We start from the raw sequence: 21,577 nt of genomic DNA on the forward strand, positions 1-21,577 counted from the left end.
TGGCCGCGCGAGTCGCGGCCTTGTGCATTCTGGAGTTCCTACATGACTGGATTTTTTCACGGCGTTACCGTAACCAACGTCGACACCGGCGCGCGCACCCTCGCGCTGCCTTCTTCTTCGATCATTGGTCTGGTCGACACGTTTACCCCTGGCCCAGCGACCAGTGCCAAGGCCAATGATCTGATGCTTATCACCAGTGAACGCGAAGCCATTGCGGCATTTGGTCCTGATTCGGCGATCACTCGGGCCTGCCACGCCGTATACCGACGTGCCAGGGCTGTGATTGTTGCCTGTGGCGTGCCCAAGGTTGCGGACGCGGCAGAGCAAACCTCCGCCATCATCGGCGGCGTCCTCGCCGACGGTACCCGCACCGGCCTGCAGGCGCTGCTCGACGGTAAAAGCCGTTTCAACGCCCAGCCGCGCCTGCTGGTCACCCCCAAGCACAGCGCCAGCGAAGCGGTGGGCACCGCGCTGGTCGCACTGGCCGACAAGCTGCGCGGCCTGGCTATTCTCGATGGCCCGAACACCACCGATGAAGCCGCCATCGCCTATGCCGAGAATTTCGGCGCCAAGCGTGCGTTCCTGGTCGATCCCGGCGTGAAGTACTGGGACACCGAGGCCAGTGCCACGGTCGATGCCCCAGCCTCTGCCTGGGTCGCCGGCTTGTTTGCCTGGACCGACAGCGAGTACGGCTTCTGGGCCTCGCCGTCGAACAAGGAGTTTGTTGGCATCACCGGTACCGGCCGTGCCATCGAGTACCTGGACGGTGACGCCAGTTGCCGGGCCAACCTGCTCAACAACGCCAATATCACCACGGTGATCCGCGACGACGGCTATCGCCTGTGGGGCAACCGTACCTTGAGCAGCGATCCGAAGTGGGCGTTCGTCACTCGCGTGCGGACCATGGACATCGTCATGGACGCGATCCTGTACGGGCACAAATGGGCGGTCGACCGCTCGATCACCGCCACTTACGTCAAGGACGTGACCGAAGGCCTGCAGGCCTTCATGCGCGACCTCAAGGCCCAGGGCGCGATCATCAATTTCGAGGTGTTTGCCGATCCTGAGCTCAACACCGCCAGTCAGTTGGAGCAGGGCAAGGTGTACTGGAACATCCGTTTCACCGATGTGCCGCCTGCAGAAAACCCGAACTTCCGTGTCGAGGTCACCAACCAGTGGTTGACCGAAGTCCTCGACCAAGCCGCCTAAGGAGCAACAACCATGGCAATGATTCCCGAAACCCTGGCCAACCTGAACCTGTTCGTCGATGGCGTCAGCTTTCAAGGTGACGTACCGAGTCTGACCCTGCCCAAGCTGACCCTGAAGATGGAGGAGCATCGTGCCGGCGGCATGGACATGCCCATCGAGATCGACCAGGGGATGGAAAAGCAGGAGGCCGGTTTCGTCACCACCGGTGTGCGCCGCGAGTCGCTGAAGTTCTTTGGCCTGGCCGATGGCTCGGCCTTCAACGGCACCTTCCGGGGGGCGTTCAAGGGGCTGAAGGGCCGCATCACGCCGGTGATCGTCACCCTGCGTGGGGCGCTCAAAGAGGTCGACATGGGCGACTGGAAGCCCGGCGACAAGGCCGAAATCAAACACAATGTGGCGCTGACCTACTACAAGCTGGAGGTGGATGGTCGCCTGGTCTATGAAATCGATCCGCTGGGCATGAAGCGGGTCATCGATGGCGTCGATCAACTCGCGGCACAACGTTCGGCCCTGGGCCTGTAAGGAGCGATCATGACTCAAGTTTCGAAAAATCCCGGCTGGCTGACGCTGAGCGCCGATCGCGTAGTCGTTCACCTGAGCAAGCCTTGCGAGGCCAATGGTTTGCAGGTCGACAGCCTGTCGATGCGTGCGCCGACGGTGCGTGATATCCGCACTGCGCAGTCGGCAGCCGGTGGTGATGACGAGCAGCGCGAGCTGAACCTGTTTGCCTCCCTGGCCGAGATCGGTGCCAAGGACCTGGAAGGGCTGTCGCTCAAGGATTATGGGCGCCTGCAGGCCGGCTATTTTCGCCTGGTGCAAGACGACGAAGTTTGATCCCACCTTGCAGAAGGCAGCGGCAAAGCGGCTCGCCAAAGAGCTGAACTTTACCGCTGCCGAGATCATGAGCATGTCGTATCCCGACATGGTCTGGTGGCTTACGGACTGAGCCCATTTTGAAGGCAGAGGGGGGATCGGATGGCGAGCAAACTGATGTTTGAGCGGGTGATAGGTGCCGCCGTCAAACCGGTGCTAGGTGCCGTTTTTGTTGCAATCGAAGACCGTATCCAGCGGTTGCAGCGGATGATTGGAACCCTGGATGCGATGCATCGGCTGGACTTTGAAGCGTTGTGCAAGGCGGTTGAAGCTGCAGAGGCGGGACACGTGGCGTCGCCTGCACCTGAGCAGGCGCATTACAACAAGCAGCTCAATCACGGCCTTGCGACGGTGGCAGCATTTTTCCTGGGTTTAAGAGGGCAGGCCTCCGGGCGCGCTGTGGGTGTCAGGCAGATGACTTCCAGTCAATCAACGGCCCTGTCTGCCAAGGGCGTCGGCAAGCTGGAACGGCGTGTTGCATTTGCCGAGGCCGGTATCAAGGCCGTTGGCACATGGCTTACGGCAAAGACGCCAGAAGAGAAAGCCGAGGGTTACGGCGGGGCGCTGGGCGGCCTGTTGGGCGCGCGCGTCGGGGCTGCCATCGGGCGGCGAGGAGGGGCGGCGGGTACGGCAGCGGGTGAAATGGTTGGCAGTCTGGCGGGTGAGGGGGTTGGCTCGGCAGTGGCCAAGCGTTGGTTCACCGAGGTGGGTGCCCCTGCACCTCGCGGCGGGAACACTGATAAAGGTCCTTGTTGCACGTTCAAACCACATGAGGAAGTGCCGTGCGTAGCCTGCCCAGCGCCAGCCGCCACAGCAGCATTACCTGCCAATCCTGCCGTTCCATTGCTGCTGGCAAGTGCTGCGTTGGGTGCTGCGGTTATCAAATCGAAGACTGGGCCCGGTGAGGCCGATGCAGGAGTGCCGCCGCACAAGGTGAAGGATGCTCCGGCACCACCCGAGTCAACGCCCGCCGAAGCAGCGCGACCTGCACGACCTGCGCGAGCCGTTGGTCGAACAATGCTGGGCGCAGCTCCTTTGGCATTGCTCGAGTCTGGAATCAAGGTGGTTGATACCTTCATGACAGCCGAGACCCGGGAGCAAAAAGCCGAAGGTTATGGTGGTGCTATTGGAGGACTGGGCGGGGCGCTGTTGGGCGCTGCGGTGGGCTCGGTCATTCCGGTGATCGGTCCGCCGGTGGGGGCTGCCATTGGTGCGCTGCTATTCGGGATGGCAGGCGATAAACTCGGCAGCAACCTGGCCAAGCGCTGGTTTGCAGGTTCCGATCAGCAAAAGCCTGCAGCAGGCAGGACGAACGAGACAGCAAAGGCCGACAGGGTGGAGCCGGGTGCGCTTGTGCGGGCCCAGGCACCCATGGCGCCTGTACCGAGGCTGATGCCCCTGCTGACGCGAATGGGTTCGATGGCTCCGCCTGCCACGGCGGGTAACGCATTGCCTTCCCCTGCCACAGCCCAGGCCAGTGTTCCGCCCCCGCCGATCAATCAGCAGTTCAACTTCACTTCGAACATGCCCATCACCGTACAAGGCTGCATGACAGACCCTGTCCAACTTGCCCAGACCATCGAACCCATGGTCCGTCGTCAATTCGAAGCGCTGATCCGCCAGGCAACCAGCCGACAGTTGTATGACGTACCACACGTAGCTTAAGGAGCAATCCATGACGTACATGGACCAGCTGCAAGCCGCACTCAAGTCCCTGGTCGCGGCCGGGGAGGCGGGCCGGCACAGTGTCGAGCAGATGCTGGCGCCGGTGAGTGGCGCCCTGGAGGATATCCGTGAAGCCGCATCGGCGCTGGAGGGCCTGCCATACATTGGCCCGGCCATTGGCGCCAGGCTGCAACGGACCCTGCGCGCGATCACTTCGGCGCAGGCAACCGCCGGCAACGTATTGGCACAGTACGATCGAGCGGTGGCGGTCGTGGCACGGGTGCAAGCGCGCATAAGCGAGGTACGCACTCAGGTGGCCAGGGCCAGCGCCGCGATAAACCGGGTGGCAGGCAGGGTCAACCCAGCCTTGGGCGATATTCTGCCGGCCCGTATTTTTGCCTTCGAGGCGTCACCAGCGGGTAACGCGGTGAAGCCGTTTCCTCACCTGTTGATCCTCCAGCCACTGGCGCCACAGGCCCCGGCGTTTTACTTCAATCTCGATACGGCAGCTTTCGATACGTTGCGCCGTGAGAGTCGCTTCCGCTGGGCAGCACAGGAGCGGCTGGCACGAAGTACGGCGCAGCAGGCCGTGGGGCTGGGGGACGAGACGATCAGCATCAAAGGGGCGATTTTTCCGATATTCAAAGGTGGACTTGGTCAATTGCAGGCGTTGCGCAGTATCGGGCGGCAACTCCAGCCGATGACACTGACCACCGGCTACGGCGAGGTGCTGGGGACCTGGTGCCTTACCCGCATCGAGGAAGACCAGAGCCGTTTCCTGGCCGGTGGTATACCGCGAAAACAAGCCTTTTCACTGGAGTTTGCAAGTTATGGCAACGATATGCAGGACGTCTGACGGGGATCTGCTCGACACCTTGTGCCAGCACTATTACGGCCACTTGAACGGCAGCGTCGAGGCTGTGCTCGATGCCAACCAGGGGTTGTCCGATGAGCCGCAACCCTTTCGTGCCGGTGTGTTGATCGCGTTGCCTGCGTTGCCCCCCGCGGCAGAGGCCACGGTGCAGCTGTGGGACTGATCTCCGGCAATTCAAATTACGACCAGACCCCGCCACGTGCGGGGTCTGCCTTTTCAGGAGCGTGAGTCATGCAACCTGTGTTTCGCCTTGTCGCGGATGGCAAGGACATCACCAGCCTGATCAATGACCGGCTGCTGCTGTTACGCACTACGGACAAACCCGGCATGGAGTCCGATGAGTTCGAACTGCGTATCGATGATCGCGACGGGGCCGTGGTGTTGCCCGCTCGCGGCGCCACGATCGAGGTGCATCTGGGGTACTCGGGGCAGACGTTGACGCGGCTGGGGCGCTACACCGTGGATGAGGTCGAGCTGGCGGGTCCGCCGGACAGTATTGTTATCCGGGGCAAGGCCAGTGACATGCGTGGCACGGGCAAGGCGATACGCAGTGGCAGCTGGGAGGGCGTGACCTTGCAGCAGATCGTGCGTGACATCGCCGCACGCAATGGTTGGCAACCGTTGTGTCCGGTCATTACGCCCGTGTCGCGGGTCGATCAGTTGAATGAATCGGACTTCCATTTCATCACTCGCCTGGCCAGGCAGTTCGACTGCACCGCGAAGATCGGAGATGGCAGCCTGTTGGTTCTCCCGCGTCAAGGCGGGCACAGCGGCAGCGGCAAAACGCTTGGCATCGTCACCCTGGAGCGTGGTGACGTGAGCCTTTGGCACATTCACCTGGCTGACAAGGGGGCCTACAAGGCTGTGCGAACTCGCTATCAGGACGCCGGCAGCGGCCAGGTGAGGGCCATAGACCTGAGCAATGGCGCCTCTCCCGATGGCCTGCAGCCGGTGCATATCGACCGGCATCTTTACCCGAACAAGACAGCCGCGGAGCAGGCGGCCCGGGCACGTCTGGCCGCATTCAACCGAAGTACCGCCCAGGTACGCCTGGAAATGGCCGGGCGCACAGACTTGTTCGTTGAACGGATCATCAATACCCAAGGGTTCAAGAACGGCCTGGATGGCGAGTTTCTGATCGAGTCGGTGGCGCATACGTTCACCGCATCCGGCTGGAGCACCATCGTCGAGTGCAACGGCGGCAAGCAGGGCAAGGCCCGGGCCAAGGGCAGTCAAGCCAGCCGGGCAGCGTCATTGAAGGCAGAGCAACGTTGATCGCCATACCTGGACATGGAGGATGTATATGACATTGGAACAACTTGCTGCCGTGTTCCCGAGCGCCCGCCTGAACGCGGGCGTTTTCTTACCGGCATTGAATCAGGCCATGACTCGCTGGGAGATCAACACTCCTCGGCGGGTCGCAGCCTTCCTGGCCCAGGTGGGGCACGAATCCGGCCAGCTGCGCTACGTCAAGGAACTGGGGAGTGAGCGCTACCTGGCGCGGTACGACACCGGCAACCTGGCATTGCGCCTGGGCAACACCGTCGAAGCCGATGGTGATGGCCAGTTGTACTGTGGGCGAGGACTGATCCAGATCACCGGGCGCAACAACTACCGGGCCTGCAGCGTGGCGCTGTTCGGCGATGATCGCCTGCTGGGTCAACCGCAGTTGCTTGAGCAGCCGCAATGGGCCGCGGAGTCTGCCGCGTGGTTCTGGCATTCGCGGGGGTTGAACCCGTTGGCTGATCGCGGCGAGTTCAACCGCATTACCCGGCACATCAATGGCGGGCTCAATGGCCTCGAAGAGCGGTTGAAGCTTTGGGCGCGGGCCCGTGAGGTGTTGGGTTGAGCCGCGTGCAACTGGGTGGAGTGCTGGCGTTGATGCTGCTGGCTTGTGCGCTGACCTGGCAGGTTCAGGGCTGGCACCTGGAGCGGCAGTTGGCGCAGCAGGCACATGCCTGCGCGCGGCAGCGGCAGGCCCAGGCCGAGTCCGCCAGTGCGCAACTGCTTGCCGAGCGCCAGCAACGCGTGGGGCTTGAGCAGCAGATGCAGGCCAGTGATCAACTTCATTATCAGGAGCTTGTCGATGCTCGCGAATATCAGGCGCGTTTGCGTGACCGTCTGGCTACTGCTGATCTGCGGCTGTCGGTCGTGGTCGAGCGTAACGCTGCCGGTTGCACCACTTTGCCCTCCGCCGCCGGCGCCGGCCGCCTGGATCATGATGCCGTACGCGCCCGACTTGAGCCGGCGCATGCTCGACGAATTATCGCCATCACCGATCGGGGCGACCAGGGATTGATCGCCTTGCGCGCGTGCCAGGCCTATGTGCGGGCATTGGCGCATTGAGGATGTGTGGCCGGGCGGAGCTGGTGTAGGGTAGGCGGCAGTCTTTCAAGGAGCTTGCCATGGACCCGATCACAGCGCTTTCTGCCCGGCTGGGTGAGCACATGCGCCGTTTCAACGCCCACGTCACCACGGCCGAATCCTGCACTGGCGGCGGTATTGCAGAAGCCATTACCCGGATTCCGGGTAGCTCGGCCTGGTTCGAGGCTGGTTACGTGACCTATTCCAACCAGCAGAAAACCCGTCAGTTGGCTGTTCCCGAGGCCTTGTTTGCCAAGGTGGGAGCGGTCAGCCAGGAGGTGGTCGAGGCCATGGTGCGTGGCGCCCAGTCTGCCAGTGGCGCACGATTTGCCGTGGCGGTCAGTGGCGTGGCCGGCCCCGATGGCGGCTCGCCGGCAAAACCGGTGGGCACCGTGTGGCTGGCCTGGGCCGATGGCAGCCATGTAAGCAGCGAGCGCCGGCACTTCGATGGCGACCGCGACGAGGTGCGCCGACAAACGGTAATCGCCGCGCTAGAGGGCTTGTTACACCTTGGCGCGGAGTAAATCGCAATTCGGGGGTAGGCGGAAAGAAAACCCTGTGGAATAATACTGGCTACTTATACAGGTGTTCTGGCCGTCAGGCCCTATCGATTACGTGAGGACTTCAATGGACGACAACAAGAAGCGCGCCTTGGCTGCGGCCCTGGGGCAAATCGAACGTCAATTCGGTAAAGGCGCGGTCATGCGCATGGGCGACCACGAGCGCCAGGCAATCCCGGCCATTTCCACCGGCTCCCTGGGCCTGGACATCGCCCTGGGCATTGGCGGCCTGCCAAAAGGCCGTATCGTCGAGATCTACGGTCCTGAATCCTCGGGTAAAACCACCCTGACTCTGTCGGTTATCGCCCAGGCTCAGAAAATGGGCGCTACCTGTGCCTTCGTCGACGCCGAGCACGCGCTCGACCCCGAGTACGCTGGCAAGCTGGGCGTCAATGTCGACGACCTGCTGGTTTCGCAGCCTGACACCGGTGAACAGGCCCTGGAAATTACCGACATGCTGGTGCGCTCCAACGCTGTTGACGTGATCATCGTCGACTCCGTCGCCGCCCTGGTACCGAAGGCCGAGATCGAAGGCGAGATGGGCGACATGCACGTGGGCCTTCAGGCCCGTCTGATGTCCCAGGCGCTGCGTAAGATCACCGGTAACATCAAGAACGCCAACTGTCTGGTGATCTTCATCAACCAGATCCGCATGAAGATCGGCGTGATGTTCGGTAGCCCTGAAACCACTACCGGTGGTAATGCGCTGAAGTTCTATGCCTCGGTTCGTCTCGACATCCGCCGTACCGGCGCGGTGAAGGAAGGCGACGAAGTGGTCGGTAGCGAAACCCGCGTCAAGATCGTCAAGAACAAGGTGGCGCCACCTTTCCGTCAAGCTGAGTTCCAGATCCTCTACGGCAAGGGTATCTACCGCAACGGCGAAATCATCGACCTGGGCGTGCTGCACGGCTTCCTGGAGAAATCGGGCGCCTGGTACAGCTACCAGGGCAGCAAGATTGGCCAGGGCAAGGCCAACTCTGCCAAGTTCCTCCAGGAAAACCCGGAGATCGCCGCGACCCTCGAGAAGCAGATCCGCGACAAGCTGCTCAATGCCGGTGCTGTCCAGGCTGCTGGCAAGGCTGCAGAGGCCAACGCCGAGCCTGAAGACGATCTGGCAGACGCCGAAGCCGGTTACTGATCCCTCCCATGTCCGTCGTACTCGACACCCCCGTCGCCGTAAGGCGGACAGCAATGGACCTGCTCGCACGCCGCGAGCATGGTCGAGTCGAGCTGACGCGCAAGTTGCGTCAGCGCGGCGCTCCCCCCGAATTGATTGACCAGGAGCTCGACCGTCTGACGGAAGAGGGCCTACTCAGTGAATCCCGTTACCTGGAAAGCTTCATCAGCTATCGCTCGCGCTCTGGCTACGGCCCGGCACGTATACGCGAAGAGCTGGGCCAGCGCGGCTTGCAACGTGGTGATATCGATCAGGCTCTGAGTGAATGCGGGGTGGACTGGGCGGCTCAGTTGCAGGATGTCTGGCAGCGCAAGTTTTCGGGGCAACGCCCCGTCGATCCGCGCGCCCGCGCACAGCAAACCCGTTTCCTGGTCTACCGTGGCTTCTCCATGGAGATGATCGGCCGCCTGCTGAGCGGCCGAGGCTTCGACGACTAGCTACGCGTGGGTCTCAGGTGACCTTCAGTGCTTCGCGGGCGCGTTGTGTGGTGTGCATCGGCTCTGGCTTGGCCCAATTTTCCGACAAGTTGATGAAGTCCACCAGTTCGCGTAGACGCCCCTGGTCACGACCGTTGAAGGCGAACGTCAGGCGGGTCAGGTGACTGAACCGGGCTTCGTCGTGGTGTTCGCCGGCATAAGCGTGCTGGTGATAGTGGCCGCTCAGGCGCAGATCGGCGAAGCCTTCCTGCAAGTCGAAGAGCGCAGCTTCGCTTAGTGGGTGATGCATACGAATCACGAACTGGTTCTTTAGCCAGCGGCTTGAATGATAGTTGCTGTAGAACTGGTTGATCTCTTCCACCGCCTCTTCGGCGCTGTACACCAGGCGCAGGAGCTTCATGTCGCTGGGCAGGATGTAGCGGTTTTCTTCCAGTTGCCGAGTAATGAAGTTCAGGGCCTCCTGCCAGAAGTTGCCACCCGGTGAATCCAGCAGCACCACAGGCACCAGCGGGCTTTTGCCGGTCTGGATCAGGGTGAGTACTTCCAGCGCCTCGTCCAGGGTGCCGAAGCCACCAGGACAGAGCACCAGTGCATCGGCCTCCTTGACGAAGAACAGCTTGCGAATGAAGAAAAAGTGGAAGGGCAGCAGCTTGTCCGTGCCGTCCACCGTGGCATTGGCGTGCTGCTCGAACGGCAGGGTGATGTTGAACCCCAGACTGTGATCAACCCCTGCACCTTCGTGAGCTGCGGCCATGATCCCGCCGCCAGCGCCGGTGATGACCATCAGGTTGGAGCGTGCGAGTGCCGCGCCAAGCTCCCTGGCCAAGGCATACATGGGGTGTTCGATCGGGGTACGGGCCGAGCCGAAGACAGTGACCTTGCGCCGCCCCTTGTACTGTTCCAGGGTACGAAACGCATGGTCCAGTTCGCGCAGGGCCTGCAGGGTGATCTTCGCGTTCCAGCGGTTGCTATCGTCATGGGCCATGCGCAAAACGGTCAGCATCATGTCGCGGTAAAGCGGCAGGTTGGGGCTATCGGGGGCAACCTGCGTCAGTTGTTCTTCCAGTTTGCTCAGGTCAATTCCGTTGTTCTTGAAGTGACTCGAGAGTAATTCATTCGGTTGATAAGGCATTCAACGTCTCCTTCTGCAGCAAAACCTCTGACCGGAAACAATGTGTTGTCCGGCCGCGACACTGCATGTGTCGCTGGCTGCCGTGGCTCGAGTGTGCGCCCCGAGCATTGCAGTAGACCTGCAAGGTCTCAATGCAGTGATGATGAGTGTTCAGTCGTTATTATTCGGTAATGCAGATACGGCCCGTCGGCAGTCGTCCCCCCTCCGTTGCGTGCCTGGAAAGCAGCTGGCACCTGCTATCAATCTAGACCCTGCGGGGTGTTTGTGCCTAAAGGTTATCCTGGATGACAGGCAGGGTTGGCGGGGCGCGGAGCACCATTCGTCAGCCGGGATCCAACCTGGGCGAGGGTCTGGTTAACTGGAGTTCACAGCGACTGTAGCGGTGCGGGAGGCATGGCACATGCAACGGCTGAATCTGGAGCTGGAACCACAGTTGTTCGAGTTGCTCGAACGTGCGGCGCACGCCAACAACCTGAGTATTGAAGAGGAGTGCCTGCGTCGCCTGGGGGGAGGGGATCGGCACTCACGTTACATCCAGGCCCTGGTGGCAGAGCTGCGCGCCGATGAAAAACAGCGGCGCGATAGTGAGCAAGTGGCCTAGGCCTACTTGGTTGTCTTGATACCGCAGCTGGCGGCATTGAAGGCCTGCTCGCTGACCGGGCGATTGGTCTTGTACTCGGTAAAGCGATAGGTCAGCACTGCACCTTTGGCGAGCAACTGGCGAAAGCCGGTGTTCTTGCACACGCTGTCACCCAGTTGGCTGCGTACCCGATTCGGGTCGGCCTTCATCTTCTCGGCGTGGCTGGGAAGCACGCTCAAGTGGTTGATCAGTTGTTTGCCCTCGACGGTATAACCCTGGTCGAGGATGTCTTCATTGATCGCTCGCGGCGTGCCCACGCTGCTTTCCGTAGCTACTTTTTGCAGCATCTTGCTCAGTTCGTACTCCTGCTTGGAGGCAGCATTGGCCGCCAGGGGCAGGGCGAGCAACAGGCTCAAGGACGGGGCGATGAAACGCAGCATGAATTTCTCCTGGTTCGGTAACTGGCGTTTGGACCGGCAACTGCGCTCGGTGTTCCGTCACGGCGTAGTGGCGGTGCCAGTGGGTAGCGACAGGACGTGGATTATAGGGGAGTCAGCACTGTCGCTGCACGGCAATTACCGTCTGCCTGTAGGCAGGCTCTGATAAACTAGTCCGGTTTTTCTGTCTTGCTGAGTCTGTGCAGTGCCATCCGTTTCCTACCTATGTAGTCCGCTGTTATGAGCCATGCCGTATCCCGACTGCGCGCCGAGCGCCTGGCGCGCAGCGTCAAACCTTTTCTAGCTCGCGGTTCACGGGCGCCACGCTGCCCGCACTGCCGGGTGGTGTTCAGCCACTGCCTGTGTGCCTGGCGGCCTCGTGTACCGGCCGATTCAGCCATGTGCCTGCTGATGCATGACACCGAGCCTTTGAAGCCAAGCAACACTGGCTGGTTGATCGCTGACCTGATTGCCGATACGTCGGCATTCGGCTGGCAGCGCACCTCGGTGGACGAGGCGCTGCTGGCGCTGCTGGAGCAGCCCCATTGGCAGCCCTACATTGTGTTCCCCGGCGAATTTGTCGCACCAGAGCGGGTCGTCAGTGAAGTGGTGCGTGAGCCTGGCAAGCGGCCGTTGTTCATCTTGCTGGATGCCACCTGGACCGAGGCGCGCAAGATGTTTCGCAAGAGCCCTTACCTGGAGCGATTCCCGGTGCTCAGCCTGCAACCCGAGCAGATCTCGCGTTATCGCCTGCGTCGCTCCAAGCGCGACGATCACTTCTGCACCGCCGAAGTCGCCGCCATGTGCCTGGAGCTGGCCGGTGACCAGCGCGCCGCCGAAGCGCTGGATGCCTACCTGGATGTGTTCAGCACCCACTACCTCAGTGCCAAGCACCAATGGGCCATTGATGAAGGGGATGCAGTGCATCAGCGCTTGCATACCTTCCTATAGTACAAGGGGCAGGTGCTGCTCATTGGGTCATAATAGGCAGGCATGGCGTCCAGACGTGCCTGCCATGACCGGGCAATCAACTTGACCACCCGGTCGTGGCTGGGCATTCTTGGCGCCGATTCAGGCCGGTACAAGGTTTGAAACACTGTTTTCCCGACCTTGAGATGCCTTTTGGGTGCGCGGTAGTGCCGCCAGCACCTTGAGTTGCCCGCCAGGCGCCTATTCTTCCTCCCTGCGCCTGCACAGAACAGGATCATTAGATCGATGGCCACGTACGAAATCCTGATTGCCGATGACCACCCACTGTTTCGCAGCGCTCTGCGCCAGGCTGTAACCCTGGGCCTGGGGCCTGATGTACGCCTGGTTGAGGTAGCGAGCATCGCCGAACTGGAAACGCGCCTCACCGAGAAGTCCGACTGGGACCTGGTGTTGCTGGACCTCAACATGCCTGGCGCCTACGGTTTTTCCGGGCTGGTGCTGTTGCGCGGCCAGTACCCGCAGATTCCGGTGGTGATGGTGTCGGCTCAGGAAGAAGCCTCGGTGGTGGTCAAGTCCCGCGAGTTTGGTGCCAGTGGATTCATCCCCAAATCCAGTCCGCTGGAAGACATTCAGGATGCGGTGCGAAAAGTGCTGGATGGCGAGGTCTGGTGGCCGCCACAGGCATTTGAAAAGGTGGATGTGTCTGCCGAAGCCAAGGCCGCCAGTGAGGGCTTGGCCAGCTTGACGCCCCAGCAGTTCCGGGTGCTGACCATGGTCTGTGAAGGCCTGCTGAACAAACAGATCGCCTATGAGCTGAGTGTGTCGGAAGCCACGATCAAGGCGCACGTCACTGCGATATTCCGCAAGCTGGGCGTACGAACCCGGACCCAGGCGGCCTTGCTGCTGCAACAATTGGAATCGGTTTCCTCAAGTTGAGGCCAATGGCCTTCACGCTTTTTTTACTCGGCTTCCCGTAGGCTTCAGCGCTTTTCAGTGGACGAACTAACTCTCTATGTCATCGCCTTTCAAGGGCCAGACCGGCCTCAAGCGTATCCTCAATGCTGCCGGCTATTCGTTTGACGGCTTGCGTGCCGCGTTTACCGGCGAAGCGGCGTTTCGCCAGCTTGTACTGCTCAACGTCATACTGATTCCGGTGGCCTTCTGGCTGGATGTCAGCCGTGCTGAGCGCGCGATCCTGATTGCCGTGTGCCTGTTGGGATTGATCGTCGAGCTGTTGAACTCGGCCGTAGAAGCGGCGATCGACCGGATTTCCCTCGACCGCCACCCGTTGTCCAAGAATGCCAAGGACATGGGCAGTGCCGCCCAGTTCGTGGCCCTCACCATGGTGGGACTGGTCTGGGCGGTGATCCTGCTCTAGGCAATAGTCGGCAGGACGATTTCATCGCTGCGCTGTACCCCGGCGGTGAAGCTGCGGCACAGCTCGAGAAACTCGCGCATGGCAGAAGTCTGGTACTTCTGTTTGTGCCAGATGAAGTAGAACTGCCGGGCCAGGTCCAGGTCCGGTGTTTCCACTGCCACCAGGCTGCCGCGACGAAAAGCATCGCGCAGGGCCAGCCGCGAGATGCAGCCGATGCCCAGCCCGGACTCCACTGCGCGCTTGATCGCTTCGGTGTGTTCCAGTTCAAGGCGGATGTTCAGGTTGGAGCGGTGATGACGCATGGCCTGGTCGAAGGTCAGGCGGGTACCGGAGCCTTGTTCGCGCAGGATCCAGGCTTCGCGGGTCAGTTCCTCCATGCTCGCCTGGCCTCGACTGGCCAACGGGTGCTGCGGCGCGCAGAACACCACCAGTTCATCTTCGACCCAGGGTTGCACTTCCAGGTCCGGGTGGTTGCAGTCGCCTTCGATTAGACCCAGATCAATTTCATAGTGGGCAACCTGTTGCACGATATGCGCAGTGTTCTGCACATGCAGCTTGACCTGACTTTCCGGGTGGACCTGCATAAAGCTGCCAATCAGCAGCGTGGCCAGGTAGTTGCCGATTGTCAGGGTGGCGCCGACCGCCAGCGAGCCAAAGCCGGATTTGCCGTTGAGCAGGTCTTCGATTTCCTTGGCCTGGTCGAGCAAGGCCACGGCCTGGGGCAGCAGTTGGTGGCCCAGGGCGTTGAGGCTCAGGCGCTTGCCAGCGCGATCGAACAGCTGGCAACTGGACTGACGCTCAAGTTCGGTGATCGATGTACTGGCGGCCGACTGCGATAGCGCCAGTATGCCCGCAGCGCGTGAGACGCTTTGGTACTGGGCTACGGCGACGAACACCTGGAGCTGACGAAGGGTAAATCGCATATCTATATAACCGATAAGACATATCTTGATAATTCATTTAACAGATATTGTCGCTCGCACTAAACTATCGCGCAATCGCGCTCTAGGTTAGCGCTGCGTTTTATTTCAGGAGCCCGTACATGAGCAACATGAACCACGAACGTGTCCTCAGTGTTCACCACTGGAACGACACCCTGTTCAGCTTCAAGTGCACCCGCGATCCGGGCCTGCGCTTCGAGAACGGTCAGTTCGTGATGATCGGTCTGCAACAGGACAACGGTCGACCGCTCATGCGTGCCTACTCGATCGCAAGCCCGAATTGGGAAGAGCATCTGGAGTTCTTCAGCATCAAGGTGCCGGACGGCCCGCTGACCTCGCAGCTGCAGCACCTGAAGGAAGGCGATGAGATCATCATCTCCAAGAAGCCTACCGGTACCCTGGTACTCGATGACCTGAACCCGGGCAAGCATCTGTACCTGCTGAGCACCGGCACAGGCCTGGCGCCCTTCATGAGCGTCATCCAGGATCCGGAAACCTACGAGCGCTTTGAAAAAGTGATCCTGGTTCACGGTGTTCGCTACGTCAACGAAGTCGCTTACCGTGAATTCATCACCGAGCACCTGCCGCAGAACGAGTTCTTCGGCGAAGCGCTGCGTGAAAAGCTGATCTATTACCCAACCGTGACCCGTGAACCGTTTGAGAATCAGGGGCGTCTTACCGACCTGATGCGCAGCGGCAAGCTGTTCAGCGACATCGGCCTGCCACCGATCAATCCGCAGGACGACCGTGCGATGATCTGCGGTAGCCCAAGCATGCTCGACGAAACCAGCGAAGTGCTCGACAGCTTCGGCCTGAAAATCTCGGCCCGTATGCGTGAGCCGGGTGACTACCTGATCGAGCGTGCGTTCGTTGAGAAGTAATCGACGCTGAAGCAAAAAAGCAGGCCCAGGCCTGCTTTTTTTGTGCCCATCGGTAGGCGCGGCGGTGCGACGTCTCCTACAGCACTACTTCCAGTACGGTGATCTGGTCGGGTTGCGGGTAGTGCCAGCGCACCTGCACATCCCACAGCTTGACGCCGTACACGCGCTCGGGTGGTGGGAGCTGGTAGGCCGGGCGTGGGTCTTGTGCCAGGCATTGTTCGATCAGTTCCACCAGCGGTTCGCCAAGGCGAAGGGCATGCTCATGGGCCTGGAGCAGGGCGTTGTCGCGCCACGTCACTGAAATTGGCTCAGGAGACGCACTGGCCATCTGGTTGGTCGCCGTGGCGACCGCGTCGGCGTAGGGCACATAGGGCTTGATGTCGATGACCGGTGTACCGTCGAGCAAATCGATGCCCGACAGCAGCAGTCGACCGGCTTCGACTTTTTCCAGGCGCACCACGGACTGGCCAATGCCGTTGGGGCGATGCGTCGCGCGCGTGGCGAACACGCCCATGGAGATGTTGCCGCCCAGGCGCGGCGGGCGCACCTTGAGCCGGGGCTTGTCTTCCAGGGCCTGGTGGAACAGGAACAGCAACCAGACATGGCTGACCTGCTCAAGCCCCGCCACGGCGTCACCGCTGTTGAAGGGCGGTACCAACTCCAGTACGCCACGCGCGGCGGGTGCCAGTTGCGGCTGGCGCGGGATGGCGAACTTTTCCTTGAAGCAGGAGCGGACGAAGCCGACCGGTGCGACGCTGTAGTTCATCGTTGGCTCAGCCACGGACTCGCAGGGTCAGCCCCTTGAGGAAATTGCGCAGCAACTGGTCGCCGCAGGGGCGGTAGTTGTTGTGGCCGACCTTGCGGAACAGGGCGCTCAGCTCCGGCTTGGACACCGGGAAGTCGGCCGCCTTGAGGATCGCATGCAGGTCGTCTTCCTTCAGTTCAAAAGCCACCCGCAGCTTCTTCATGATGATGTTGTTGGTTACTGGCAGTTCGACCGGCAGCGGCGGGCGACTGTCGTCCTTGCCACGCTTGAAGATCACCAGGCCATCGAGGAAGTGTGCGATGACTTCGTCAGGGCAGCGTACGAAGCCTTCTTCATCTTCTTTCTTGAGGTAGGAGGCGATGTCGTCGATGGCGACTTCGTAGCCGCTCAGCTTGATGATATCGGTCAGCTTGGCGTCGTTGACGTCGAGCAGGTAGCGCAGGCTGCGCAGTACATCGTTGTGAATCATGGTGACAATCCTGTTCGGGGCGCCGCCCGGGTGGCGGCGCCTTGTTGCTTAGAATTTTTCGGTGCTCGCCAGGTAGCGCCACTGGCCCAGGGGCAGCTTGCTCATGGCGACGCCGCCCAGGCGAATTCGTCGCATGCTCACCGGGGTGACGCCGACACTGCTGCACAGCAGGGCGATCAGGCCGGGTTGCGGGTTTTTCAGGACCATGCGCAGGCGCGTTTCGTTCTGCCAGCTGGCCTTGATCTTCGGCAGCTCGTTGCCTTTCCAGTTGAACCCGCGGTTGAGTCGCTCCAGGCCGTGGGCGATCATCTGGCCACTGACTTCGACGATGTATTCCTGCTCGAGCTTGGCCAGGTCGGTGCTGAGCTTGCGGGTGACTCGCCAGTCCTGGGTAAACACCTGCAGGCCGCTGGCACCTTGTTGCAAGGGGGCCACGCAGCTCAGGCGGGCAAAGTGGCCCTTGAGCGGGCGCCGGCCATCACGATGGGCTTCAGACAGGCTGTCGGCACTGATGCTGTTGCAGGCGCTGTCGATATCGAGATCGGTGGGCTGGTTGAGCAGCAGGGTGACCGGCTCCAGGGCTTCGGCACGGGCGCCGGCCTGCAGTTCAACCTTTTGCCCGGCTACTTTGAATTGCGGCTCGTCGACCACCGTACCATCCACGGTGACCCAGCCGCCTTCGATGTACAGCTCGGCCTCCCGTCGGGAGCAGCCGACCAGTTCAATGAGGCGTTTGGAAAGGCGAATGGGTTCAGACATGACGATAGCCGTAGGCGCAGGGAAAGGCGCCCATTGTAACCGCCTGGGCAGGGCCTGGGCCGGCTACATTCGCCCATCGGGCCATTAATCTGCGATTTCGCAGCATTTCAGAAAAGTATGACGTCTTCTGTCAGCCAATCTGCGCCGTCTTTGTCTGAATTAGCCTCAGATGCAGCAAGGGGTAAGGTTGACCCATGCCGTCCGTTTCCGAGCGTCCGACAACCTCGAATCCTTGATGTAAGTAGAAGCCTACTGCCTGGGTGTTCTGTTCGTTGACGTCGAGTTGAACGGCGTTGAGTTCGTCGATGGCATAGCGCAACAAACGCTTGCCCAGGCCCTGGCCGCGCATCGCCGGATCGACGAAAAGCATTTCCACGCGCCCGGCGGAAACTCCGGCAAAGCCGGTGATCCGTTGGCGGGCATCGCGACAACAGATCAACATCACCGCGTCCAGGTACTGGTTGAGCAGCAGCTCGCGTAACAGGCAGATGTAACTGTCGGGAATAAAATCGTGGGTAGCGCGAACGGACGCTTCCCAGACCCGAGCCAGCTCCGGATAGTCATCAAACCTGGGGGTATGGATGCCATTGTGCCTGTACATCGCGTGCTCTCCTTGGGCAACAGACAGAACGATAGTTGCAAAAAAAAGCCCCGCCAGGGACGACGGGGCTATTTTTCAGCGGCGCGGCCTCAGACGGGTTCTGCCCACAAGTCATACTCGTCGGCATCGACGACTTTGCAACGGACCTTGTCGCCGGGCTTGAAGCCGTGGTCACCGTCGATGAACACGTTGCCATCGATTTCAGGTGCATCGAAGAAGCTGCGGCCTACCGAACCTTGCTCTTCGACTTCGTCGATCAGCACTTCGATTTCCCGGCCGATACGCAGTTGCAGGCGAGCGCTGCTGATGGCCTGCTGGTGGGCCATGAAGCGGTCCCAGCGATCCTGCTTGATGTCGTCCGGTACTTCGTCCAGGCCCAGGTCATTGGCCGGGGCTCCTTCCACTGGCGAATACTGGAAGCAGCCGACGCGGTCGAGCTGGGCTTCGGTCAGCCAGTCGAGCAGGTACTGGAAGTCTTCCTCGGTCTCGCCTGGGAAACCGACAATGAAGGTGGAGCGAATGATCAGGTCCGGGCACTGTTCGCGCCATTTCTTGATGCGCGCCAGGGTGCGGTCTTCGAAGGCTGGGCGCTTCATCGACTTGAGCACCTTGGGGCTGGCGTGCTGGAACGGGATATCCAGGTACGGCAGAATCTTGCCGGCCGCCATCAGCGGGATCACATCGTCGACGTTCGGATAAGGGTAGACGTAGTGCAGGCGCACCCACGCACCCAGGCTGCTCAAGGCTTCACACAGCTCGAGCATGCGGGTCTTGACCGGGCGACCGTTCCAGAAGTCGGTCTTGTACTTGACATCCACGCCATAGGCGCTGGTGTCCTGGGAGATTACCAGGATTTCCTTGACCCCAGCCTTGACCAGGCGCTCGGCTTCGCTGAGCACTTCTCCGACCGGACGACTGACCAGCTTGCCGCGCATCGACGGGATGATGCAGAAGCTGCAGCTGTGGTTGCAGCCTTCGGATATCTTCAGGTAGGCGTAGTGGCGCGGAGTCAGCTTGACGCCCTGTGGTGGCACCAGGTCGATCAGCGGATTGTGGTCCTTGCGCGGCGGTACCACTTCGTGGACGGCATTGACCACTTGCTCGTACTGCTGCGGGCCGGTGACAGCCAATACACTTGGGTGTACGTCGCGGATATTGCCTTCTTCGACACCCATGCAGCCGGTGACGATGACCTTGCCGTTCTCCTTGATGGCTTCGCCGATCACTTCCAGGGACTCTGCCTTGGCGCTGTCGATGAAGCCGCAGGTGTTGACCACCACCACATCGGCATCCTGATAGGTGGGCACGACTTCATAGCCTTCCATGCGCAGCTGGGTCAGGATGCGTTCGGAATCGACCAGGGCCTTGGGGCAACCCAGGGATACGAAGCCGACCTTGGGCGTGGTGGGCGTAGGGGTGGTGGACATGACTAACCTCGGTATTGAAGAGCTTGCAGGCCACAGGGCCGAGCAACCTTTGGCGGGCGTTTGGGGCGCCTCTGATCAAAAAGTGCGCAATTCTAGCGAGCGCAAAGTCACTTGACCAGCAGAAATGCGACGAACGCTCAGCTATGCTTCGCGGCGATGGGCCTGTGTTTGTCTCAAGAGTCTAGATTGCAGGAGTAATGGATGGTTCAGGCAAGCAATCAGGCAGAATCCGCGCAATCGGTGGCAAAGCCGATTGGCCTGCTGGTGGCTGCGGTGGGGGTAGTTTACGGCGATATCGGCACCAGCCCCTTGTACACCCTCAAGGAAGTGTTCTCCGGTGACTACGGTGTACCGGTGAACCACGACGGTGTGCTGGGCATCCTGGCCCTGATCTTCTGGTCACTGGTCTGGGTGGTCTCGATCAAGTACATGGTCTTCATCCTGCGCGCCGACAACCAGGGCGAGGGGGGCACCATGGCGCTCACGGCCCTGGCCAGGCGTGCCTCGGCGCCTTATCCCAAGCTGCGCGCGGTCATGGTGGTGTGCGGCTTGATCGGCGCGGCGCTGTTTTATGGCGACAGCATGATTACTCCGGCCATTTCGGTACTGTCGGCCGTGGAGGGGATGGAGCTGGCGTTCGATGGCATCGATCACTGGGTGGTGCCGGTGGCCTTGATCGTGCTGGTGGGCCTGTTTCTGATCCAGAAGCACGGCACAGCACGCATCGGTATTTTTTTCGGGCCTGTGATGGTTACCTGGTTCGTGGTCCTGGGGGCCCTGGGCGTACATGGCATCCTCCAGAGCCCTGAAGTGCTCAAGGCGCTCAATCCGATGTGGGCCGTGCGCTTCTTTATTGTCCATCCGGGCATGGGGGTGACGATCCTGGGTGCTGTCGTCCTGGCCCTGACCGGCGCCGAGGCACTGTACGCCGACATGGGCCATTTTGGCCGCAAGCCGATTGCCCGGGCGTGGTTCATCCTGGTATTGCCAGCCCTGGTGCTCAACTATTTCGGTCAGGGTGCCTTGCTGTTGCAGAACCCGGAAGCGGCGCGCAATCCCTTCTATCTATTGGCGCCAGTCTGGGCGTTGATACCGCTGGTCGGCCTTTCCACCCTGGCCACGGTGATCGCCTCCCAGGCAGTGATCTCCGGCGCCTTCTCCCTGACCCGCCAGGCGATCCAGCTTGGCTACGTGCCGCGCATGCAGATCCAGCACACCTCCAGTGACGAGCAGGGGCAGATCTACATCGGGGCGGTAAACTGGGCGCTGATGGTCGGCGTGGTCTTGCTGGTACTGGGCTTCGAGTCGTCAGGGGCGCTCGCCTCGGCCTACGGGGTGGCGGTGACTGGCACCATGTTGATGACGACGATTCTGGTGTCCACAGTCATGCTGTTGCTGTGGAAGTGGCCACCGGTGCTGGCGGTGCCCGTTTTGCTCGGCTTCCTGTTCGTCGACGGCCTGTTCTTTGCTGCGAACGTTCCGAAAGTGGTGCAGGGCGGGGCGTTTCCGGTGTTGGCGGGGCTAGCGTTGTTCGTGCTGATGACCACCTGGAAGCGCGGCAAGCAAATCCTGGTCGAACGTCTGGATGAAGGCAGTCTGCCGCTGCCACTGTTTATCGGCAGCATTCGCGTGCAGCCGCCGCACCGAGTCGAGGGCACTGCAGTGTTCCTCACGGCGCGCCCGGATGCCGTCCCCCACGCCTTGTTGCACAACATGCTGCACAACCAGGTCTTGCACAATCAGGTGGTGCTGCTGACGGTGGTCAGCGAAGACATGCCGCGGGTGCCGGCGCAGCAGCGTTTCGAGGTCGAGGCGTATGGTGAAGGGTTCTACCGGGTGCTTCTGCACTTTGGCTTCATGGACGAGCCCGATGTCCCAGCGGCGTTGAAGCTGTGCCATTTGGAGGGGCTGGATTTCAGTCCGATGCGAACCACGTTCTTCCTGAGTCGCGAGACGGTCATCCCTTCGCGTCTGGTCGGCATGTCCCATTGGCGGGCGATGCTGTTTGCGTTCCTGTTGAAGAATGCCAACGGCAACCTGCGTTTCTTCAACCTGCCGTTGAACCGGGTGATCGAGCTGGGCACCCAGGTCGAAATCTGATCGCAGAGGCGGGCTTG

Annotated in this window: 26 protein-coding genes; 18 read left to right on the forward strand and 8 right to left on the reverse strand. The window is 61.1% G+C overall.

Features of this window, described 5'->3' with window-relative positions:
* The first annotated feature begins 42 nt into the window (after window positions 1-42).
* The 12 genes from H621_RS0108775 to recX all read left to right on the forward strand — a co-directional run bounded on the left by H621_RS0108775 (window position 43) and on the right by recX (window position 9,159).
* Window positions 43-1,209 carry a phage tail sheath subtilisin-like domain-containing protein gene (locus H621_RS0108775; protein WP_028943029.1) on the forward strand — a complete coding sequence of 389 codons (1,167 nt, stop codon included), beginning with the start codon at window positions 43-45 and terminating at the stop codon, window positions 1,207-1,209.
* Between the two features lie 12 nt (window positions 1,210-1,221).
* Window positions 1,222-1,731 carry a phage major tail tube protein gene (locus H621_RS0108780; protein ID WP_028943030.1) on the forward strand — a complete coding sequence of 170 codons (510 nt, stop codon included), beginning with the start codon at window positions 1,222-1,224 and terminating at the stop codon, window positions 1,729-1,731.
* 9 nt (window positions 1,732-1,740) lie between these two features.
* Window positions 1,741-2,043 (forward strand): phage tail assembly protein, encoded by a 303-nt coding sequence (locus tag H621_RS0108785; RefSeq protein WP_028943031.1) that lies wholly within the window; start codon window positions 1,741-1,743, stop codon window positions 2,041-2,043.
* Between the two features lie 141 nt (window positions 2,044-2,184).
* The gene (locus H621_RS0108795; RefSeq protein WP_028943032.1) at window positions 2,185-3,747 is read left to right on the forward strand and encodes a hypothetical protein; all 1,563 of its coding nucleotides are present in this window, start codon (window positions 2,185-2,187) and stop codon (window positions 3,745-3,747) included.
* A gap of 10 nt (window positions 3,748-3,757) precedes the next feature.
* Window positions 3,758-4,603 carry a phage tail protein gene (locus H621_RS0108800; protein WP_028943033.1) on the forward strand — a complete coding sequence of 282 codons (846 nt, stop codon included), beginning with the start codon at window positions 3,758-3,760 and terminating at the stop codon, window positions 4,601-4,603.
* Complete coding sequence (locus tag H621_RS0108805) at window positions 4,578-4,784, forward strand: tail protein X (protein WP_028943034.1); 207 nt, start codon at window positions 4,578-4,580, stop codon at window positions 4,782-4,784. The genes H621_RS0108800 and H621_RS0108805 overlap by 26 nt, the downstream gene beginning before the upstream one ends.
* Before the next feature lie 68 nt (window positions 4,785-4,852).
* Window positions 4,853-5,896 carry a phage late control D family protein gene (locus tag H621_RS0108810; RefSeq protein WP_028943035.1) on the forward strand — a complete coding sequence of 348 codons (1,044 nt, stop codon included), beginning with the start codon at window positions 4,853-4,855 and terminating at the stop codon, window positions 5,894-5,896.
* A gap of 22 nt (window positions 5,897-5,918) precedes the next feature.
* On the forward strand, window positions 5,919-6,470 hold the full coding sequence (locus H621_RS0108815) for a glycoside hydrolase family 19 protein (protein ID WP_028943036.1): 552 nt from the start codon (window positions 5,919-5,921) through the stop codon (window positions 6,468-6,470).
* Window positions 6,467-6,967 carry a lysis system spanin subunit gene (locus H621_RS0108820; protein WP_028943037.1) on the forward strand — a complete coding sequence of 167 codons (501 nt, stop codon included), beginning with the start codon at window positions 6,467-6,469 and terminating at the stop codon, window positions 6,965-6,967. The genes H621_RS0108815 and H621_RS0108820 overlap by 4 nt, the downstream gene beginning before the upstream one ends.
* A 59-nt stretch (window positions 6,968-7,026) precedes the next feature.
* Window positions 7,027-7,509, forward strand: a complete 483-nt coding sequence (locus tag H621_RS0108825; protein WP_028943038.1) for a CinA family protein — start codon at window positions 7,027-7,029, stop codon at window positions 7,507-7,509.
* Between the two features lie 103 nt (window positions 7,510-7,612).
* A complete protein-coding gene (gene recA, locus H621_RS0108830; protein ID WP_028943039.1) occupies window positions 7,613-8,683 on the forward strand; it encodes a recombinase RecA in 1,071 nt (356 codons plus the stop codon).
* Window positions 8,684-8,691: 8 nt separating this feature from the next.
* The gene (recX, locus tag H621_RS0108835; RefSeq protein WP_028943040.1) at window positions 8,692-9,159 is read left to right on the forward strand and encodes a recombination regulator RecX; all 468 of its coding nucleotides are present in this window, start codon (window positions 8,692-8,694) and stop codon (window positions 9,157-9,159) included.
* 13 nt (window positions 9,160-9,172) lie between these two features.
* Here the strand turns inward: recX and H621_RS0108840 are convergent, their stop codons facing one another.
* The gene (locus H621_RS0108840) at window positions 9,173-10,291 is read right to left on the reverse strand and encodes an LOG family protein (protein ID WP_028943041.1); all 1,119 of its coding nucleotides are present in this window, start codon (window positions 10,289-10,291) and stop codon (window positions 9,173-9,175) included.
* A gap of 400 nt (window positions 10,292-10,691) precedes the next feature.
* Between H621_RS0108840 and H621_RS0108845 the strand changes: the two genes are divergently transcribed.
* Entirely contained in the window at window positions 10,692-10,892 is a 201-nt protein-coding gene (locus tag H621_RS0108845) for a hypothetical protein (protein WP_028943042.1), read from the forward strand.
* A 2-nt stretch (window positions 10,893-10,894) separates the two neighbouring features.
* On the opposite strand, the gene H621_RS0108850 is transcribed toward H621_RS0108845, so the two are convergent.
* On the reverse strand, window positions 10,895-11,311 hold the full coding sequence (locus H621_RS0108850) for a quorum-sensing-regulated virulence factor family protein (protein WP_028943043.1): 417 nt from the start codon (window positions 11,309-11,311) through the stop codon (window positions 10,895-10,897).
* Between the two features lie 237 nt (window positions 11,312-11,548).
* Here H621_RS0108850 and H621_RS0108855 point away from each other — a divergent pair, with 237 nt between their 5' ends.
* The 3 genes from H621_RS0108855 (at window position 11,549) to H621_RS0108865 (ending at window position 13,616) form a co-directional block, all read left to right on the forward strand.
* Window positions 11,549-12,259, forward strand: a complete 711-nt coding sequence (locus tag H621_RS0108855) for a tRNA-uridine aminocarboxypropyltransferase (protein WP_028943044.1) — start codon at window positions 11,549-11,551, stop codon at window positions 12,257-12,259.
* A 264-nt stretch (window positions 12,260-12,523) separates the two neighbouring features.
* On the forward strand, window positions 12,524-13,174 hold the full coding sequence (gene erdR, locus H621_RS0108860) for a response regulator transcription factor ErdR (protein WP_028943045.1): 651 nt from the start codon (window positions 12,524-12,526) through the stop codon (window positions 13,172-13,174).
* 76 nt (window positions 13,175-13,250) lie between these two features.
* Window positions 13,251-13,616 (forward strand): diacylglycerol kinase, encoded by a 366-nt coding sequence (locus H621_RS0108865; protein WP_028943046.1) that lies wholly within the window; start codon window positions 13,251-13,253, stop codon window positions 13,614-13,616.
* Here H621_RS0108865 and H621_RS0108870 read toward each other — a convergent pair.
* Complete coding sequence (locus tag H621_RS0108870; RefSeq protein ID WP_028943047.1) at window positions 13,613-14,539, reverse strand: LysR family transcriptional regulator; 927 nt, start codon at window positions 14,537-14,539, stop codon at window positions 13,613-13,615. The genes H621_RS0108865 and H621_RS0108870 overlap by 4 nt on opposite strands.
* 119 nt (window positions 14,540-14,658) lie before the next feature.
* Here H621_RS0108870 and fpr point away from each other — a divergent pair, with 119 nt between their 5' ends.
* On the forward strand, window positions 14,659-15,438 hold the full coding sequence (fpr, locus tag H621_RS0108875; RefSeq protein ID WP_028943048.1) for a ferredoxin-NADP reductase: 780 nt from the start codon (window positions 14,659-14,661) through the stop codon (window positions 15,436-15,438).
* A 76-nt stretch (window positions 15,439-15,514) separates the two neighbouring features.
* On the opposite strand, the gene tsaA is transcribed toward fpr, so the two are convergent.
* From tsaA to rimO, 5 genes are all read right to left on the reverse strand, one after another.
* Complete coding sequence (gene tsaA, locus H621_RS0108880; RefSeq protein WP_028943049.1) at window positions 15,515-16,204, reverse strand: tRNA (N6-threonylcarbamoyladenosine(37)-N6)-methyltransferase TrmO; 690 nt, start codon at window positions 16,202-16,204, stop codon at window positions 15,515-15,517.
* A gap of 7 nt (window positions 16,205-16,211) precedes the next feature.
* The gene (locus H621_RS0108885) at window positions 16,212-16,673 is read right to left on the reverse strand and encodes a YehS family protein (protein ID WP_028943050.1); all 462 of its coding nucleotides are present in this window, start codon (window positions 16,671-16,673) and stop codon (window positions 16,212-16,214) included.
* 48 nt (window positions 16,674-16,721) lie between these two features.
* Window positions 16,722-17,432, reverse strand: a complete 711-nt coding sequence (locus H621_RS0108890) for an rRNA pseudouridine synthase (protein ID WP_028943051.1) — start codon at window positions 17,430-17,432, stop codon at window positions 16,722-16,724.
* A gap of 130 nt (window positions 17,433-17,562) precedes the next feature.
* Entirely contained in the window at window positions 17,563-18,033 is a 471-nt protein-coding gene (locus tag H621_RS0108895; protein WP_028943052.1) for a GNAT family N-acetyltransferase, read from the reverse strand.
* Window positions 18,034-18,122: 89 nt separating this feature from the next.
* Window positions 18,123-19,460, reverse strand: coding sequence for a 30S ribosomal protein S12 methylthiotransferase RimO (gene rimO, locus H621_RS0108900; RefSeq protein ID WP_028943053.1), 1,338 nt, complete (start codon window positions 19,458-19,460; stop codon window positions 18,123-18,125).
* Window positions 19,461-19,661: 201 nt separating this feature from the next.
* Between rimO and H621_RS0108905 the strand changes: the two genes are divergently transcribed.
* Window positions 19,662-21,560, forward strand: a complete 1,899-nt coding sequence (locus tag H621_RS0108905; protein WP_028943054.1) for a potassium transporter Kup — start codon at window positions 19,662-19,664, stop codon at window positions 21,558-21,560.
* Window positions 21,561-21,577 lie beyond the last annotated feature (17 nt).

This window comes from Pseudomonas vranovensis DSM 16006, from assembly GCF_000425805.1.
GTDB classification, from domain to species: domain Bacteria; phylum Pseudomonadota; class Gammaproteobacteria; order Pseudomonadales; family Pseudomonadaceae; genus Aquipseudomonas; species Aquipseudomonas vranovensis.